General features: G+C 35.5%; 17 protein-coding genes. 11 read left to right on the forward strand and 6 right to left on the reverse strand.

The window, feature by feature from the left end:
* Nucleotides 1–107: 107 nt before the first annotated feature.
* The 3 genes from BLE01S_RS05725 to BLE01S_RS05735 all read left to right on the forward strand — a co-directional run bounded on the left by BLE01S_RS05725 (nt 108) and on the right by BLE01S_RS05735 (nt 3,605).
* The gene (locus tag BLE01S_RS05725) at nt 108–629 is read left to right on the forward strand and encodes a Rok-like winged helix domain-containing protein (protein ID WP_066138208.1); all 522 of its coding nucleotides are present in this window, start codon (nt 108–110) and stop codon (nt 627–629) included.
* Nucleotides 630–801: 172 nt separating this feature from the next.
* Complete coding sequence (locus tag BLE01S_RS05730; RefSeq protein WP_066138211.1) at nt 802–1,677, forward strand: ATP-binding protein; 876 nt, start codon at nt 802–804, stop codon at nt 1,675–1,677.
* 11 nt (nt 1,678–1,688) lie between these two features.
* The gene (locus tag BLE01S_RS05735; protein ID WP_066138215.1) at nt 1,689–3,605 is read left to right on the forward strand and encodes a vWA domain-containing protein; all 1,917 of its coding nucleotides are present in this window, start codon (nt 1,689–1,691) and stop codon (nt 3,603–3,605) included.
* 49 nt (nt 3,606–3,654) lie between these two features.
* Here BLE01S_RS05735 and BLE01S_RS20360 read toward each other — a convergent pair whose 3' ends face one another.
* From BLE01S_RS20360 to BLE01S_RS05750, 4 genes are all read right to left on the reverse strand, one after another.
* A complete protein-coding gene (locus tag BLE01S_RS20360) occupies nt 3,655–3,933 on the reverse strand; it encodes an acylphosphatase (RefSeq protein WP_082788594.1) in 279 nt (92 codons plus the stop codon).
* Between the two features lie 80 nt (nt 3,934–4,013).
* Entirely contained in the window at nt 4,014–4,769 is a 756-nt protein-coding gene (locus BLE01S_RS05740; RefSeq protein ID WP_066138218.1) for a TPM domain-containing protein, read from the reverse strand.
* A complete protein-coding gene (locus BLE01S_RS05745) occupies nt 4,769–5,347 on the reverse strand; it encodes a LemA family protein (RefSeq protein ID WP_066138221.1) in 579 nt (192 codons plus the stop codon). The genes BLE01S_RS05740 and BLE01S_RS05745 overlap by 1 nt, the downstream gene beginning before the upstream one ends.
* 407 nt (nt 5,348–5,754) lie before the next feature.
* Complete coding sequence (locus BLE01S_RS05750) at nt 5,755–5,994, reverse strand: YkuS family protein (protein ID WP_066138224.1); 240 nt, start codon at nt 5,992–5,994, stop codon at nt 5,755–5,757.
* Nucleotides 5,995–6,123: 129 nt separating this feature from the next.
* Between BLE01S_RS05750 and BLE01S_RS05755 the strand changes: the two genes are divergently transcribed.
* Both BLE01S_RS05755 and BLE01S_RS05760 read left to right on the forward strand, forming a co-directional pair.
* Entirely contained in the window at nt 6,124–6,465 is a 342-nt protein-coding gene (locus BLE01S_RS05755; protein WP_066138227.1) for a DUF1033 family protein, read from the forward strand.
* Nucleotides 6,458–7,681 (forward strand): MFS transporter, encoded by a 1,224-nt coding sequence (locus tag BLE01S_RS05760; RefSeq protein ID WP_066138230.1) that lies wholly within the window; start codon nt 6,458–6,460, stop codon nt 7,679–7,681. The genes BLE01S_RS05755 and BLE01S_RS05760 overlap by 8 nt, the downstream gene beginning before the upstream one ends.
* A gap of 71 nt (nt 7,682–7,752) precedes the next feature.
* Here BLE01S_RS05760 and BLE01S_RS05765 read toward each other — a convergent pair whose 3' ends face one another.
* Nucleotides 7,753–8,643 (reverse strand): YitT family protein, encoded by an 891-nt coding sequence (locus BLE01S_RS05765; protein ID WP_066138233.1) that lies wholly within the window; start codon nt 8,641–8,643, stop codon nt 7,753–7,755.
* Between the two features lie 378 nt (nt 8,644–9,021).
* Between BLE01S_RS05765 and BLE01S_RS05770 the strand changes: the two genes are divergently transcribed.
* Together BLE01S_RS05770 and BLE01S_RS05775 are read left to right on the forward strand one after the other, a co-directional pair.
* On the forward strand, nt 9,022–9,831 hold the full coding sequence (locus BLE01S_RS05770; protein ID WP_066138236.1) for an Fpg/Nei family DNA glycosylase: 810 nt from the start codon (nt 9,022–9,024) through the stop codon (nt 9,829–9,831).
* Between the two features lie 21 nt (nt 9,832–9,852).
* On the forward strand, nt 9,853–10,701 hold the full coding sequence (locus tag BLE01S_RS05775) for a deoxyribonuclease IV (protein ID WP_066138239.1): 849 nt from the start codon (nt 9,853–9,855) through the stop codon (nt 10,699–10,701).
* A 173-nt stretch (nt 10,702–10,874) separates the two neighbouring features.
* Here BLE01S_RS05775 and BLE01S_RS05780 read toward each other — a convergent pair whose 3' ends face one another.
* Nucleotides 10,875–11,153: a DUF2277 domain-containing protein gene (locus BLE01S_RS05780; RefSeq protein WP_066138243.1), complete on the reverse strand. Its 279-nt coding sequence runs from the start codon at nt 11,151–11,153 to the stop codon at nt 10,875–10,877.
* A 431-nt stretch (nt 11,154–11,584) separates the two neighbouring features.
* Between BLE01S_RS05780 and BLE01S_RS05785 the strand changes: the two genes are divergently transcribed.
* From BLE01S_RS05785 to BLE01S_RS05800, 4 genes are all read left to right on the forward strand, one after another.
* Complete coding sequence (locus tag BLE01S_RS05785; protein ID WP_066138246.1) at nt 11,585–13,039, forward strand: Msr family ABC-F type ribosomal protection protein; 1,455 nt, start codon at nt 11,585–11,587, stop codon at nt 13,037–13,039.
* Between the two features lie 191 nt (nt 13,040–13,230).
* A complete protein-coding gene (gene trhO, locus BLE01S_RS05790; protein ID WP_066138249.1) occupies nt 13,231–14,199 on the forward strand; it encodes an oxygen-dependent tRNA uridine(34) hydroxylase TrhO in 969 nt (322 codons plus the stop codon).
* Nucleotides 14,200–14,320: 121 nt separating this feature from the next.
* A complete protein-coding gene (locus BLE01S_RS05795) occupies nt 14,321–15,388 on the forward strand; it encodes an AI-2E family transporter (RefSeq protein ID WP_066138253.1) in 1,068 nt (355 codons plus the stop codon).
* A gap of 132 nt (nt 15,389–15,520) precedes the next feature.
* Complete coding sequence (locus BLE01S_RS05800) at nt 15,521–15,724, forward strand: DUF1657 domain-containing protein (protein ID WP_066138256.1); 204 nt, start codon at nt 15,521–15,523, stop codon at nt 15,722–15,724.
* Nucleotides 15,725–15,781: the final 57 nt, after the last annotated feature.

Raw genomic sequence — 15,781 nt, forward strand, 5'->3', positions numbered from 1 at the left:
CTACATGATGTTTAAATGTAAGGAATTTTCCAAAAAATCACTTTACTAATTTCCCATTTATTATATTATTAATATAGATAATTATCATTTGGTGGAGGGGATGGAAGATGTTTACAGAAAGAATGGCTTTGAAAATGAGATTAGAACAAATGATTGATACGGAAGAGCGTTTGATGCGAGAATTACAAAAAGAGAGAGCTTTTATATTCAGTCGTCTTAGAGAAATAGATACAAAAGATCAACCTGTTGAGGAGGAGGTTTCTTCCGAACTTCATTATATAGAATCGACCGCACCTTTTATAGAAAGTGAAATAAAAAGTGAAAATATTCATCAAACATCAAAGCCCTCTAAAAATAAAAAAAACCGTCCTTCTCGCCGTAGTAAGACAACTAAAATGCGTGAGTCAGCAATCACTATATTAAAGGAACGTACGACACCAATTCGTGGTGCAGAATTGAAAAGACTGATTGAAGAACGTACTGATTTTAAAATTGCTAATATGACCACCTTTATGCATACCATTGAAAAGCATGATGAAAATATTTCAAAAATTGGTCGGGGCTTATATACTTACCAAACGAAGCGAGCTAATGAAGTGATATTAATAGGAAATGGTGATGTTGAATAAATAGAAAAGGGAATGCAATGATGACTTTTTAGATAAATGCCAAAAAAGCGAATACTGAGTTTCCATTGAAAAGCCTGCCTTTTGCATGCTTTTTTTTTAATAATGTTTTTAAATTTGATAAGATAGGGAGAGAGTATAAAAAACATGATTTTAAATGGGAAGGAAATGAATAATGAATAAAGTTGAATTACCTGCCGATATTGAGAAGGTTATGCTAGACCGTCACCTTATATTTTCAAATGTAGATGACGAAGGAATAAATGAAAGTAGGTTTATTGCAGCAGATGAAAACATATTGACAGATGCAATCATCGCACTTTCACTTGGTAAAAACGTATTACTAAAAGGGCCAACGGGCTCGGGTAAAACAAAGCTTGCTGAAACACTTTCTCATTTGTTCAAACAACCTATGCATAGTATTAACTGCTCTGTAGATATGGATGCTGAAGCATTGCTAGGATTTAAAACAATTGGAGTGGAAGCAGGAGTAAATACAATCGAATTTGTCCCTGGTCCAGTTGTCAAATCAATGAATATGGGACATTTACTATATATTGATGAAATTAATATGGCAAAACCAGAAACTTTACCGATTTTAAACAGTGTACTCGATTACCGAAGAACATTATTTAATCCCTTTACGGGCGAAGTGATTAAAGCAAAAAGAACCTTTGGTGTGATTGCTGCAATTAATGAAGGATATATTGGAACGGTGCAGTTAAACGAAGCTCTAAAGAATCGTTTTGTTGTGATAGATATTCCGTATGTTCAAAATGACATATTAAAAAAAGTATTAGTGAATGAAAGCAATCTTCGTAATGAAGCAATGATTGATACATTCGTTAAACTATCCGAAGACTTAATTACGCAAGTAAGCAATGGACAAATTCCGGAAGAAGCGGCTTCTATTCGTGCCCTAATTGATACATGCGATCTTGCTGAGTATTTGCCTCCACTTCGTGCCATTCAAAGAGGAATCGTAGATAAATTGGAAGAAGAGAGGGAGAAGTCAGCTGTAATGAATATTGCGGCCACTTTGTTTTCTTAGGAGGGTGCATATTGTATCGATTCATCCATTTTAATGATGAAAAAATAGACTCCATGTTATTAATGGAGTTAGCAGATCTAACAAGAACTTTAACAAAAGATTATGAGTATGAAACAGAATTTCGTGTTCACTCCTATCTAGATAAAAGTGAGAAAAGAGTATATGTGAGTCACTTTTGGAATCATCGTCCAGTTGACATAATGCGAGCTGGCATGAAAAGTGATGTTTTTTTAAGAGCGCTTGGAAATATACAATTTACAAACTTTCCATCAGCAATTAAGTTTTATGAACAAGTAGAAGGTTATAAACATCCACGATTTATTAAGCAACTTTTTAAACTAGCAGAAGATTTAAGAATTGAAGAAGAATGTAAAAAAATAAGACCTGGCATGATAAAAGAGTTTACTGTAAGAAGACAAATTTATATGAACTATTTTCAATCACAATTAACTGTGAATGTGGCAAAAAGCTTTCAACTTGATGCGATATATAATTTGGCATATATTCTCTTAAATACGGATAGCCCCAATATCAGTTATCCTCAATTAAATGCTCAAGTAAATGAAATGTTACCTCTATACCGCAGTAATTTAGAGAAATTATTTGATGCAACTACGACAGCAGAAGTTGCTGACATATCTTTGCAAATTGCTGAACTAGTAGAGAGCTATATAAATAAAGATATGATCAATGATTATTTTCATTTACCACAACTGGATGCAGAAGATGTAAGTGGACAGACATATTCAGAGTTATTACGTAAAGACCCACTTAAAAACGATGATCAAGCAGAAGAAAGTGCAAGTGGGGACGAAGAAGTATTTAACGAAGAAATGAAAACATGGCATCGTGAAACAAGTGATCCGGGTAAAAGCTTTATGCAATTTGACCTTGAGCAAGGTACGCAAACGGATATCCTTGCAAATGAAGCAAGGGAAGGCGAAGCAGGTGATCAAGCACTAGCGATTGTCCAAGGCTCAGCTAGAAAAAGTTCAAATAAAGATTTTTCTGATCTTCAATCAATGGAAAGCATGGAAATTGAAAGCGGGAAAGGGGGTACTCCATATGGAAAAGAAAATAAATATGCGAGGCCGATCTTCTTGCCGAAAGTTATTCCATCACAAGATGAAATAAATAAATATGCAGGATATAAAAAAAATGTTAGTCTCTACCAAAAAAAATTAAAAAATGTTATTGATATTACATTAGAACATAAAAAAATTCAACCACGTACAGATTTATTATATGGGAGACTTAATAAAAAAATACTTCGCTTTTTTACAGAAGAACAACCGCGTCTATTTTACAAAAAAAATGAGCCTTCCAATGAAATAAATGCAGTTTTTGGTTTATTAATCGATTGTTCTGCATCTATGCAAGACAAAATGGAGGAAACGAAACTAGGGATCACCTTATTCCATGAAGCATTAAAATCGGTAAAAGTTCCGCATGAGATAACGGGATTTTGGGAAGATGCTGGTGAAGCTTCTGAGAAAGATCAGCCTAATTATTTTAAAAAGGTAATTGATTTTTCCACCTCCCTTCATGCAAAGTCAGGTCCTGAGATTTTACAATTAGAGGCCGAAGAAGATAATCGTGACGGATATGCAATCAGAGTTTGTAGTGAACGATTGTATCAGAGAATAGAAGAACAAAAATTTCTGTTGATTTTTTCGGACGGTGAGCCTGCTGCTTATGGATATAGCCAAAATGGAATTATAGATACACATGAGGCAGTCCAAGAAGCGAGGAAACGCGGAATAGAGGTTTTTAATATATTTTTATCAATGAATGGGGTAGAGGAGGAACAAAGGAAAGTGTTCCAAAATATCTACGGTCCGTATAGCTTAGTCGTACCTTCTATTGATAAGCTTCCTGATATGTTGTTCCCGCTTTTGAGAAAATTATTATTCCAATCAATTAGATAAAGTGAAATAAAAATCCATCTCCCAGATTCGGACGATGGATTTTTAGTACTTAGTATTTAATTTTAAATGAGGAATAACCTTTTAACTCATCTGAGGTATTTATTATCATTTGTTCGATATGTGCAAAGGGAGAAGTACCTGATTTCAATTTTTCTAAAAAAGCATCTAATTCACTATTTTTTCCTTCCGCATGAATTTCAACATTTCCATCATGTAGATTTCTTACCCAGCCGTCTAAGTGATATTTGTTTGCTAGTTGTTGGGTGAAAAATCGGAAGCCAACGCCTTGAACCTTGCCTCGGACAATAACGTGAACTGAATATGAAATAACATGACACTCCTTTGTAAAATGTGGATTTGCTCATTTAAGGCGAAAGTCTTGAAAAACATTTTTCAAGGTGAGAAATCTTACCAGCCTCTACTAGCACCGCCGCCACCAGATGAACCTCCACCACCACCCCGTGGGCCGTTGCCACCTCCACCACCGCGTGATAAAATGACAGCCAACATTCGTAATATGCTTAAAGTTAATGCTCCCCCAAGGAAACGCATATCTAGAAAGACAATTCCGAGCGCAATCAATGAAAAGATAATTATTGTAATTAAAGAAGGACCGTCACTTGTTTCAGGCTCAAAAGCTTTCGTATCTGTGCGGTTATCTAGCTTATACTCAGCAGAAACTTCATTAAAAAGTTGTTTATACGTATTCATAAGTGCCATACTGAAATTTTCTTCTTCTAAATATGGTAAAGCGTAGCTTTGTAAAATCCGACCTACTTTTCCATCTGGCAAAGCACCTTCCAAACCGTAACCAACTTCAATCCGGATTTTTCGGTCATTAAGTGCCAATAGTAATAGCACTCCATTGTTTTTTTGCGCATCCCCAAGCTTGTATTGTCGAAAAGCCTCTAATGCAAATTCTTCAACTTGTTGGCCTTGGAGTGAGTCTACTGATAATATGACGATTTGAGCACCTGTCTGCTCATCTAATAAAGTACCAAGTTCATTTAATTCTTTTTTCTGTTCTTTGGATAAAACTTCAGCGAAATCTTGAATATATATATCGCCTACAGGTGCAGGCACATTAGCTGCATGTGCCTGATTGCTTAGTAGACAAAATAATATAATCAAAAAAGAAGGGAAAATAGAATGAACGGGTTTCATTAATCCTCATTCCCTTCAAAGTCAACCTTCGGCGCTTCTTTTGCACCTTCGTCTGCTTTGAAGTATGCTTTTTCATCAAAACCAAAAATGGCTGATACGAGTCGACCAGGAAATTGTTTTACTTTTTTATTAAATAATGTGACCTGGTCATTATAATCCATACGTGCTACAGCAATTCTATTTTCTGTACCAGAAAGCTCATCCATCAACTGTGTGAACTGTGTGTCGGCTTTTAGGTCAGGATAATTTTCCGAGATAACTAACAATCGACCCAAAGCACCGGTTAATTGCGCATCGGCATTTGCTTGTTCTTTCAATGAATCAGCACCTGCTAATCGTGATCGTGCACTAGCAATGTCGTCCATCACATCTTTTTCGTGACTCGCATAACCTTTTACAGTACTTACTAAGTTGGGAATTAAATCCATTCTTCGTTGAAGCTGATTTTCAATTTGAGCATATTTCTGATCGACATCTTCTTCTGCATTGACAAAGCCATTGTAACTCCCTATTAAAGGAAATGCTATGAGAGCGATAACGACGATAATACCGATAATAGCTCCTAAGCCTTTTTTCATTTTTCACCACTCCTCACACAATAATAACGAATGAATCGCCGAAAAGTTTCATTCTGTTTTTAAAAATCATTCAATAAGAATTATACTTGAAATTCAATATAATTCATATTAAGAAACATATAGCTTCTTGAAACTAAATAACTAGAAGGGAAAGGAGGTCGGTGCTTATACAGAATGCTTACCCGAGTATATTACTTATTAAAAGTGGTGGGGCCAGTATTTCTTACTTGAAGGACAGTAGATGGCGAGTAAACGAAAGTAAAATCAATAAAAGATTTATCTTTTATACTTACATAGCCAATAAGTGTGAACATTAAGAATGCTATTTCAATTAAAAAGGAGCTTAGGTTTCAAGCTCCTTTTGGAATAACGGACTCACTAGTGAGTAATAAACGAATTAATTTATATCATATTCTGCTTTCCACAGCCTGACAGACTTCATCAGCTGTCAACCCACTTGCTTCAATTACTGATCCTTCCATGGCCACTGTTTGCATACCCATGACGTTTGAATCTATTCCTGAAACGACGCAACAATCACAGTTCGCTACATCAGATTCGTTTCGAATAGAAATCACTTCATGTCCTTTCTCTTGCAGTGCTTGCTGTACATTTGTTAATGATTCTTCTACTCCAATAATCGCCATAAAACATACACCTCCCTTATACATAAAGTTGTCCTTTTTTAGCATGAAATATTCAAAAAGTGTATTAGACAAAATGGTAATGTATAATAAACTACATATTATCATTTTTAAAAATGTGGAGGTTTTACTGTGTACGACAAATGGAAAGTTATTACAACAAAAGGTGAATCAGAACCATGGTGGTTTTTTAAAGGTTGGCAAGAAGCCATCATTGAATCTAAAGATTTTAAAGATCAGTTATCCGCCATTGAATATTATTTACAACAGTTTTCAGCTTTGCAGACTAAATATCAATGTGTAAAGGTTAAAAAAAATACAATGGCAGCTTTTTGGAATGAAGGTGAGTATGTATTTTGCACAAGTTGTGATGATGACTTGCAATTATATTATGGTCTTTTATTAATGAAAAACGACGAACCATTCAGCGATCTAACGTTAGCTCAACTCGAAAAGAGAGATGGAAATGAATAGTGCTCAAACTAAAAATAATGTACAACAGATGGCTACCGTATATGGTGTATTGTTTGCCATCAGTGGTAGTCATCTTTTTAATGATGCCATTCAAGCTGTAATTCCAGCAATGAATCCGATTTTCGAGGAATCGCTTGGTCTATCTTACGCACAATTAGGCTGGATCGCCTTTGTAATTAATATGACTTCTTCACTTATGCAACCTGTCTTTGGCTACTTTTCCGATAGAAAACCAACACCGTTCCTATTACCATTTGGTATGCTACTAAGTATGATCGGATTGATCGGTTTTGGCCTATCAACCAATTATTATTTTATACTACTTTCCGTTTTCTTTATCGGACTTGGGTCAGCTATATTTCATCCTGAAGGATCACGTGTAGCATACATGGCTGCAGGGGCAAAACGTGGTCTGGCACAATCAATCTATCAAGTAGGTGGAAACTTTGGGCAATCTTTAGCACCAGTATTTACAGCCTTCATATTTATACGCTTTGGCCAAAAAGGAGCGCTCGGTTTTACTTTTGTTGCTTTAATGGGCATTATACTATTGTTGTTTGTTTCACGGTGGTATAAGACTCGTCTAGAGATCGATATGTATAAACCGAAGAAAAAGTCGATTGATGAGACTAAAATACCACTTCAACCAAAAATTAAAGCGGCAATGGCTTTACTTGTTTTTCTTGTTTTTGCACGCTCTTGGTATTCCGCGGGCATTGGGAACTTTTATCAGTTTTATTTAATTAATGATTATGGTTTATCGATAAAACAGGCGCAATTATACATATTTATATTTATGTTTGCTGGTGTACTGGGAACATTTTTAGGAGGACCATTAGCAGATCGTTTCGGTCGCAGGAATATAATCTTTTTATCAATGGCAGGAGCAGCACCATTAACCATTTTATTACCATATGTATCAGTAGGATGGATCATCCCATTATTTTTTCTAATTGGATTTATTATCACATCTAGTTTTAGTGTTACCGTAGTCTATGCACAGGAACTCGTTCCGCAGAAAATTGGGATGGTATCTGGATTAATTGTCGGCTTTGCTTTTGGAATGGGTGCTGTCGGCGCAGTATTACTCGGTACACTTGCAGATCTTTACAGTATCAAATTTGTAATGATTCTATGTAGTTTGTTGCCATTATTCGGCATATTTACGTGGCTATTGCCTAGTGATGAGAAAGTTCGTGAGTTAAATGCGGAGTAAGCGCAAAATGGTTGAAAAACTCAAATGTAATTGAAGTAAAAAACTCGTTGCAAAAAATAGCAACGAGTTTTTTAATGAATGTGTTTCTTTCTAAATCGACCACCGCGAACTTCAGCAATATTGGACACTGCTAGAAAGGCGCTATCGTCTAATTCTTCAATAATTGATTTAAGTTTCGCTTCCTCTAGACGAGTAATCACACAAAATATCACTTTTTTATCGTCGCCAGTGTAGGCGCCTTCACCTTTTAAATAGGTCACTCCACGACCTAGTCGAGCTAGAATAGCATTACCTATTTCGTCTGCATGCTCACTGATAATCCAAGCCGATTTAGATTCATCCAATCCTTCGATCACAATGTCTATTACCTTAAATGCCACAAAGTATGTAATGATCGAGTACATTGCCCGTTCCCAACTAAATATAAAACCTGCTGTCGCAAAAATAAAAAAGTTAAAAAACATAATTACTTCTCCAACGGAAAAAGGTAGTTTATTACTGAGTAAAATAGATAGAACTTCTGTACCATCAAGAGAGCCACCATATCTGATTACAATTCCAACACCTATCCCAAGAACGATACCACCAAATACAGTGTCGAGAAGCAGATCATCGGTAACTACTATGGCATCATGGAGAAAAATAGAAGCGATAGATAATATGAAAATACCATAAAAAGTAGTGAATGCGAAGGTTTTTCCAATTTGTTTATATCCTAGGTATATAAATGGAATGTTTAAAATGAAAATAATAAACCCGAGTCGCCAACCGGTTAAATGAGCTAAAATAATCGATATACCTGTAATTCCGCCATCTAAAATATTATTTGGAACTAAAAATAGCTCCAAGGCTACTGCCATTAGTACAGCACCAAGTGTTATAAGTGCAATTCGCCAAAATAAAATTTTCCTAGGCAAGCTTTTGTGTTTAATTTGCGGTGTTATTTGTTGAGGAATATCCATCTCATCATCCTTTCACTTTATTTTATTATAATCAAAAATTGAAGAGCTGGACACTATAAGCATCTATAAATATTAAACACGATCCCTCTGTCAGTGATTGAAACAATTAGGGGAAAAAAGTTTACGTATCAATACCGAAAAGAACTTAAACGATTTATATAACGTTTTTTTAATTATTTAAAGATATAAGAGCACATGTATTGATTACTATCATTTCAAAATAGGCGCTATCTTTATGAAAAAAACCCTCCCCCTAAAAGGAGAATCGGTGATCACAAACAATATTCGGAAAGTGTAAGGAGTATCTCAGTTAATTATCATGATTTTCTTTAATTGAGGGATAATGGGATTATAATCTTTAATAATGGAGGGCTAACAATGCCAGAACTCCCCGAAATGGAAACTTACAAATTACTGTTGCAGCAAAAAATCCTTGATCAAACAATAACCGATATTGTGATCAACCGAAAAAAATCAATCAATGTGTCATTGGAATATTTTAAAGATCATGTATTACATCAGAAAATTAAAAACGTAGAAAGAAGGGGCAAATATTTAATTTTTCGGCTGCAAAATGGTTCCTGTCTATTACTACATCTTATGCTTGGTGGTTGGATGTTTTATGGACAAGCAGACAACAAACCAAATCGCACGGTACAAGTACAGCTAAGCTTTGGAGATCACCATTTGTATTTTATCGGGCTTCGGTTAGGTTATCTACATCTGCTATCAGCAGAAAAGTTAAAGGAGGAAATTCAAGATATTGGTCCAGAACCAATTGATAAGAACTTTTCACTAGATGTTTTTCTGGAAATAATAAAAAACAGAAGAGGAACGATGAAAACAACACTTCTTAATCAAAGATTCCTTGCGGGGATCGGTAATCGCTATTCGGATGAAATTTTATGGAATGCGCAATTGCTACCAGAAAGAAAAATGAATGGACTAAAAGAGGGGGATAAGGTTCGCTTATACGAATCGATCAAATTTATTTTAGAGCAAGCCATTCAAAGCGGTGGTTATATGGATGAACCTCTTTTTCAAGGGGATAGCCAGACTGGCGGTTACAAAAACAAGATGTACGTCCATGATCAAGAAAGAAAACCGTGTAAGCGATGTAGATCACCAATTTTGAAAGTAGAGATTTCTGCTCGTAATACATTTTACTGTGGAAATTGTCAGCACTAGACATGCATAAGGAGAATTCATATGAAATTCGGTTGCCATACTTCTATTAGAGAGGGTTATTTAGGAGCTGCAATGCAAGCGTTCCGAATGAATGCTGCAGCTTTTCAATATTTCCCTAAAAATCCAAAAAGTTTAGCAGTGAAAAATTTTAGTCATGAAGATGCAATGCAATGCAAGGCATTTTGCGAAGAAAAGTCGCTTATGTCTGTCAGCCATTCGCCTTATCCAACTAGTTTGACGCCCCAAAATAAGAAAAAACGCGAATTAGTAATTCGTTCATTGTTAAATGATTTAGATATCGCCGAGGCATGTGGCTCTATTGGTGTAGTTGTGCATTTTGGCAAACAGATTAGTCATACAGATCCCATTGCAAGCTACCAACTTGTCATTGATATGCTGAATGAAATTCTTCAAAGATGGGACGGAAATGCAAAGCTATTACTTGAAAATAATGCAGGTTTGCCCGGAGCGATTGGAACAACCTTGGAAGAATTAGTTCAAATACGCAAATTATGCACTTATCATGAAAAAATAGGATTTTGTTTTGATACCTGCCATGCATTCTCTTGCGGCTTATGGGATGGTGATAATTGGGATAGCGTGCTAAGTAAAGGCATGGAACTTGACTATTTTGGAGCATTAAAGCTGATTCATTTTAATAATTCGAAGTATGAAACACGTGTAGGAAAGGATCGACATGCTCCTATTTTTGGGCCAGGATACATTACGGAGGATCAATTTGACCAGTTAGTACAAACGCCTCAGCTTGCAAACATTCCTTTTATATTGGAAACACCAAAAGAAGAAATGCCACATCAAAAGGAGATAGAGCTACTGCAGAAAAAATGGGGGAATGCTTCGGGATGGTGATGGAGATAATCTTATGAATCTCTTTGTTAGGAAATCAACGATGCGCTTTTTAAGCACGCCGCTGATTTTGTTTCGAAGGTTATTCGTTCTTTTTTTATAAGACTGACCTAATAACGTTACAATTGGGATGAAAGTTAGTATTAGTTTGCTATTAATATTGATATTTGATCAACTTAATTATGTTTCATTCCAAATCTTTTAGCGTTTCTAATCCGCGCTTTTTCTGCTTCAACTTCTCTGGAACGCGGATTGGCGTTGGTCACTAGTGAGTCTAGTAAGTTCTGCGTAATGATAGTTACTTCTTCTACAGCTCGATTAAATACTTCCTCGTTTGCCTGCGACGGCTTGTTAAAGCCAGAGACCTTACGTACAAATTGAAGTGAAGCTGCAAAAATCTCATCCTCGGTAGCTGAAGGCTCGAAGTTAAATAATGTTTTTATATTTCGACACATATCGTTGTCCTCCTTCTTTATTATTTTATCGATTGTATCATACTAAGAGATCTATATAGACATGTAGCATGCTAAACAAGCATATGCTGCTACCTTTTAGAATCCATATTGCGAACTTGTACAACGTATATTTTTTTAGCGTTTGATTTGGCTAGGACAAAAAGTTATAATCGGAAGAAGATTTTATGGAACGATAAACAAGGCATTTTTACAATTTTTCTAATCAGGGGCGTTCATAACATGTAAGCTTAGAGAGGTAGTAAAAGGTTATCGTTCTACGGGATATATATGCCATTACAGACCGTATGTTTATTTATTTGGAGGAATTATATATGATGATGTTACTATTCTATTAATACGAGCTTAGTTATACAAGCTCGTATCGATCCTAGCTATCGATACGAAATTACAAAATTTCGGGGGTAGCGAATATGGAACAAATATGTTTTGAACTTGAAAATATTAGTGTGAACTATTTAGATAAAGAAGTATTAAAGATTGAAAGCTTAGCTATACATCAATTTGATCGCATCGGTATCGTTGGAAGAAATGGCGCAGGGAAAAGTACATTATTAAAGTTACTTGCTGGCAAGATTCAACCGACAAGCGGGAAAATGAAGTGCTACATGGAGTCTGGTTATTTTGAACAACTTGAAGCTCCATCCGTTGCAAAAGCAGATAGAACATTGCTCGGAAAATTAGCAGTCCCACAGAATACTGAGCAGTTGAGCGGTGGGGAGCAAACAAGGCTGAAGCTCGCACAATTATTTACGCATTATTATGAAATTTTACTTGTAGATGAGCCTACAACACACTTGGACCAAGCTGGCATTTCGTTCTTACTCAATGAATTGCGATACTACTATGGAGCACTTGTATTAATTAGTCATGATCGCACAGTTTTAGACGAACTTGTTACAACCATTTGGGAAGTGTGTGATGGTAAAGTGCGCGTTTATACAGGAAATTATAGCGAATATATGGCTCAAAAGCAGATAGAAAGAGAACAACAAAGCCAAGGTTATGAACAGTTCATAAAAGAGAAAGATCGTCTCGAAAAAGCAGCGAAAGATAAAATGCTAAAAGCTGAAAAAATTGCTCAAGCAGGCAGTATGTCAAAAAAAGAAACGAAAGCAAAAGCAAATCGTATGTTTGAGACAAAATCAAAAGCTACGAGCCAAAAAGCGGTACATCGCATAACCAAAGCGATTAAACAGCGAATAGAAAAGCTTGATAAAGTTGAGGCTGTAAAGGAAGAAAAGCAAATTGTATTCCGTCAATCAAAAGCTTTGGAATTGCATAATAAGTTTCCAATTATGGCAGACAGATTAACCCTTCATGTGAAGGATAACATGTTATTAAATGAGGTAAGCTTCCAACTACCACTTGGTAAAAAAATAGCGATTACTGGTGCAAATGGTGTTGGTAAAAGTACGTTGCTTCATCATATAGCAATCAATGGTGCAGGTTTAACCATCTCTCCAAAGGCAAAAATTGGTTACTTTCGTCAAATGAGTTATCAATTTGTAAGTAACGAAACGGTATTGCAATTCTTAAAACAACGTTCAGAATATGACGAAGGGTTTTTAAGAAGTGTTTTACATGCAATGCAATTTGTTGATACAGATATTCTGAAAGCTGTGAAGTCGTTAAGCGGCGGAGAAGCGATACGTCTCCAACTTTGTCAGCTCTTCCTCGGGGAATATAATATTTTATTGTTAGACGAACCGAATAATTTTTTAGATATCCATGCGATCGTAGCATTAGAACGATTTATGGCTGCATATGAGGGAACGATTGTATTCGTATCGCATGATCAAACATTCACAAAGAATGTAGCTGATGTGCAGTATCATATTGATACAAAAAAAGTAAATTTAATTTAATGCAAAAAGATAAGCCGTTGAGACAATACTCAACGGCTTATAAATTGCATAAAATAATTATTAACTTCTTACACATAGTGCTATAGCAATTTGTGCAAGGTATTGGTTTGCCAAGAATAATAAAAGATAGTATAATCTTAAGGCAACCGATTCTATATCTTGCAAATATAAATCGATAGGTGGAATTTTTTGTGTCGGAAAATCTAAATTATAAAGTATTATTGTATTATCAATACGTAACAATTGAAGATCCAGAACAATTTGCGAGCGAACATCTCACATTTTGTAAAGAGCTTGGATTAAAAGGAAGAATTCTTGTTGCTGCCGAAGGTATAAACGGGACAGTCTCAGGATCAATTGAACAGACCAATCAATATATGGAAATGATGCATAATGATCCTCGTTTTGCTGATATGCCATTCAAAATTGATGATGCTGATAAACATGCCTTTAAAAAAATGCATGTTCGTCCGCGTCAAGAGCTTGTCACTTTTAGACTCGAGGATGATGTCAATCCAAAAGAAGTAACTGGAAATTATTTAAGCCCAGAAGAATTTTATGAGGCGATGCTACAAGAGGATACAGTCGTTTTAGACGCTAGAAATGACTATGAATTCGATCTTGGACATTTTAGAGGAGCGATACGGCCAGATATTACTACGTTCCGTGAATTGCCAGATTGGGTGCGCGAAAATAAGCATCAGTTCGAAGGTAAGAAAATATTGACGTATTGCACAGGTGGTATTCGCTGCGAAAAGTTCTCCGGTTGGTTACTCGAAGAAGGTTTTGAAGATGTATCACAGCTCCACGGGGGAATTGTCACATACGGGAAAGATCCTGTTGTGCAAGGCGAGCTTTGGGATGGACAATGCTATGTTTTTGATGAAAGAATTGCTGTTCCAGTTAATCAGAAAGAGCACGTTATCGTTGGTCGCGATTATTTTGATGGGGAGCCATGCGAACGTTATATCAACTGCGCAAATCCTGAATGCAATAAACAATTTCTCAGTTCGGAAGAGAATGAACATAAATATTTGAGAAGCTGCACTGATGAATGTCGGGTTCACCCTAGAAATTTATACATTAAAGAACACGAACTCACAGAAGAAGAAGTACAAACACGACTTCAAGCTTTAGAAAAAGAAATGTCTGTTAATTAATTAGTACCTGGTATCCAAAATTATGGGTGCCAGGTATTTATTTATATTAGTTTATTATTGAAATTCGTGCCATTCATGCGATAATAACTAGTAATGATACAGATAGAGAAGAGGAGAATTCATGCAAAAGGAAAAATGGTTTAAATTTGGTGTAGCGATCATCATGATTTTTTTAATTATTTGGTTAGGAACGAAGATCAGTTTTATTTTTACACCACTTGTAGTTATTATTACAACTTTATTTCCACCTATTATCTTAGCTGGCGTCTTATATTATTTAATGAGACCTATCGTGAATTTTTTGTCTAAGAAAATACCACGTACATTGGCAATTCTTATTACATTTATCGCCATTGGCGGGATTATTACCGGACTTGTATTCTTAATAGGGCCTAAATTACAAATGCAATTTGATAATTTAATTAAAAACTTTCCAGGATATGCACAAATTCTTCAAGATAAACTAACTAGTTTATCGCAAAATGAATGGTTTCAGCAAATACAAAATGATTATCTTTCGATTGACAAACTAACTGCTAAGTTTGAAGAAAACGCACAAAGCATGTTCCAAAATATTGCATCAACTATTGCTGAAACAGTAGGCTTTATAGCAAATATTGTGATGGTGCTTGTATTAATTCCCTTCGTTTTGTTCTTTATGTTAAAGGATGGAAAGCAAGCGCCTAAATTTCTAATGAAAATTCTGCCTAAAAAGCATCAAGTGGAAGCGGAAAAGATATTGGTAGAAATGGATGAGGCATTAAGTTCATACATACAAGGTCAACTAATTGTTAGCTTTTGTGTAGGTTTACTGGCTTACATTGGATACTTAATTATCGGTCTTGAATATTCACTTGTACTGGGTGTACTTGCGATGGTAACAAATGTCATTCCTTTTGTTGGTCCCTGGATTGGGACATTTCCAGCAATTATTGTAGGTTTGCTTACATCTCCACTCCAAGCATTGTTAGTTGCAATAGTGGCTGTTGTCGCCCAGCAAACAGAGAGTAATTTTATTTCCCCACTTGTAATGGGAAAAGCATTAAATATGCATCCTTTGACCATTATATTTGTTTTACTGGTCGCTGGACAATTTGCAGGGTTATTAGGGTTAATCTTAGCCGTACCGACATATGCACTATTGAAAGTAATTGTTAGTCATTTATACCGTTATATAAAACTGGAATAAAAAATTTATTGGACCTACATTTGTAGGTCTTTTTTGTTATTATTTACAACTTATACTTTCTCCTTTTCCTCCACATCCTATAAAAGGTATCTTTTGCGACCAAAAATATACTGAAGAAGGAGATGTCTCATTATGACTGTCATTACTAATGTGAAACAAACAATTGTAGGATTAAAAAGTGCACATGCAAGCTTGGAAGGTTTTGCTCTAGAAACTGATAATGAACAAGCAAAACAATTATATAAAATGGCAGCAGAACAAACACAATCTGTGATAAACTCCTTAGAACCGAGAATGCAAGAAATATTGCAAGAAGAGCCACAATACAATCAATAATTGATAAATAGGGGCAGGGTGAATATCTATTCACTCTGTTCCTTTTCAACAATAATA

The organism is Lederbergia lenta NBRC 16444, assembly GCF_001591545.1.
GTDB classification, from domain to species: Bacteria; Bacillota; Bacilli; order Bacillales; family Bacillaceae_C; genus Lederbergia; species Lederbergia lenta.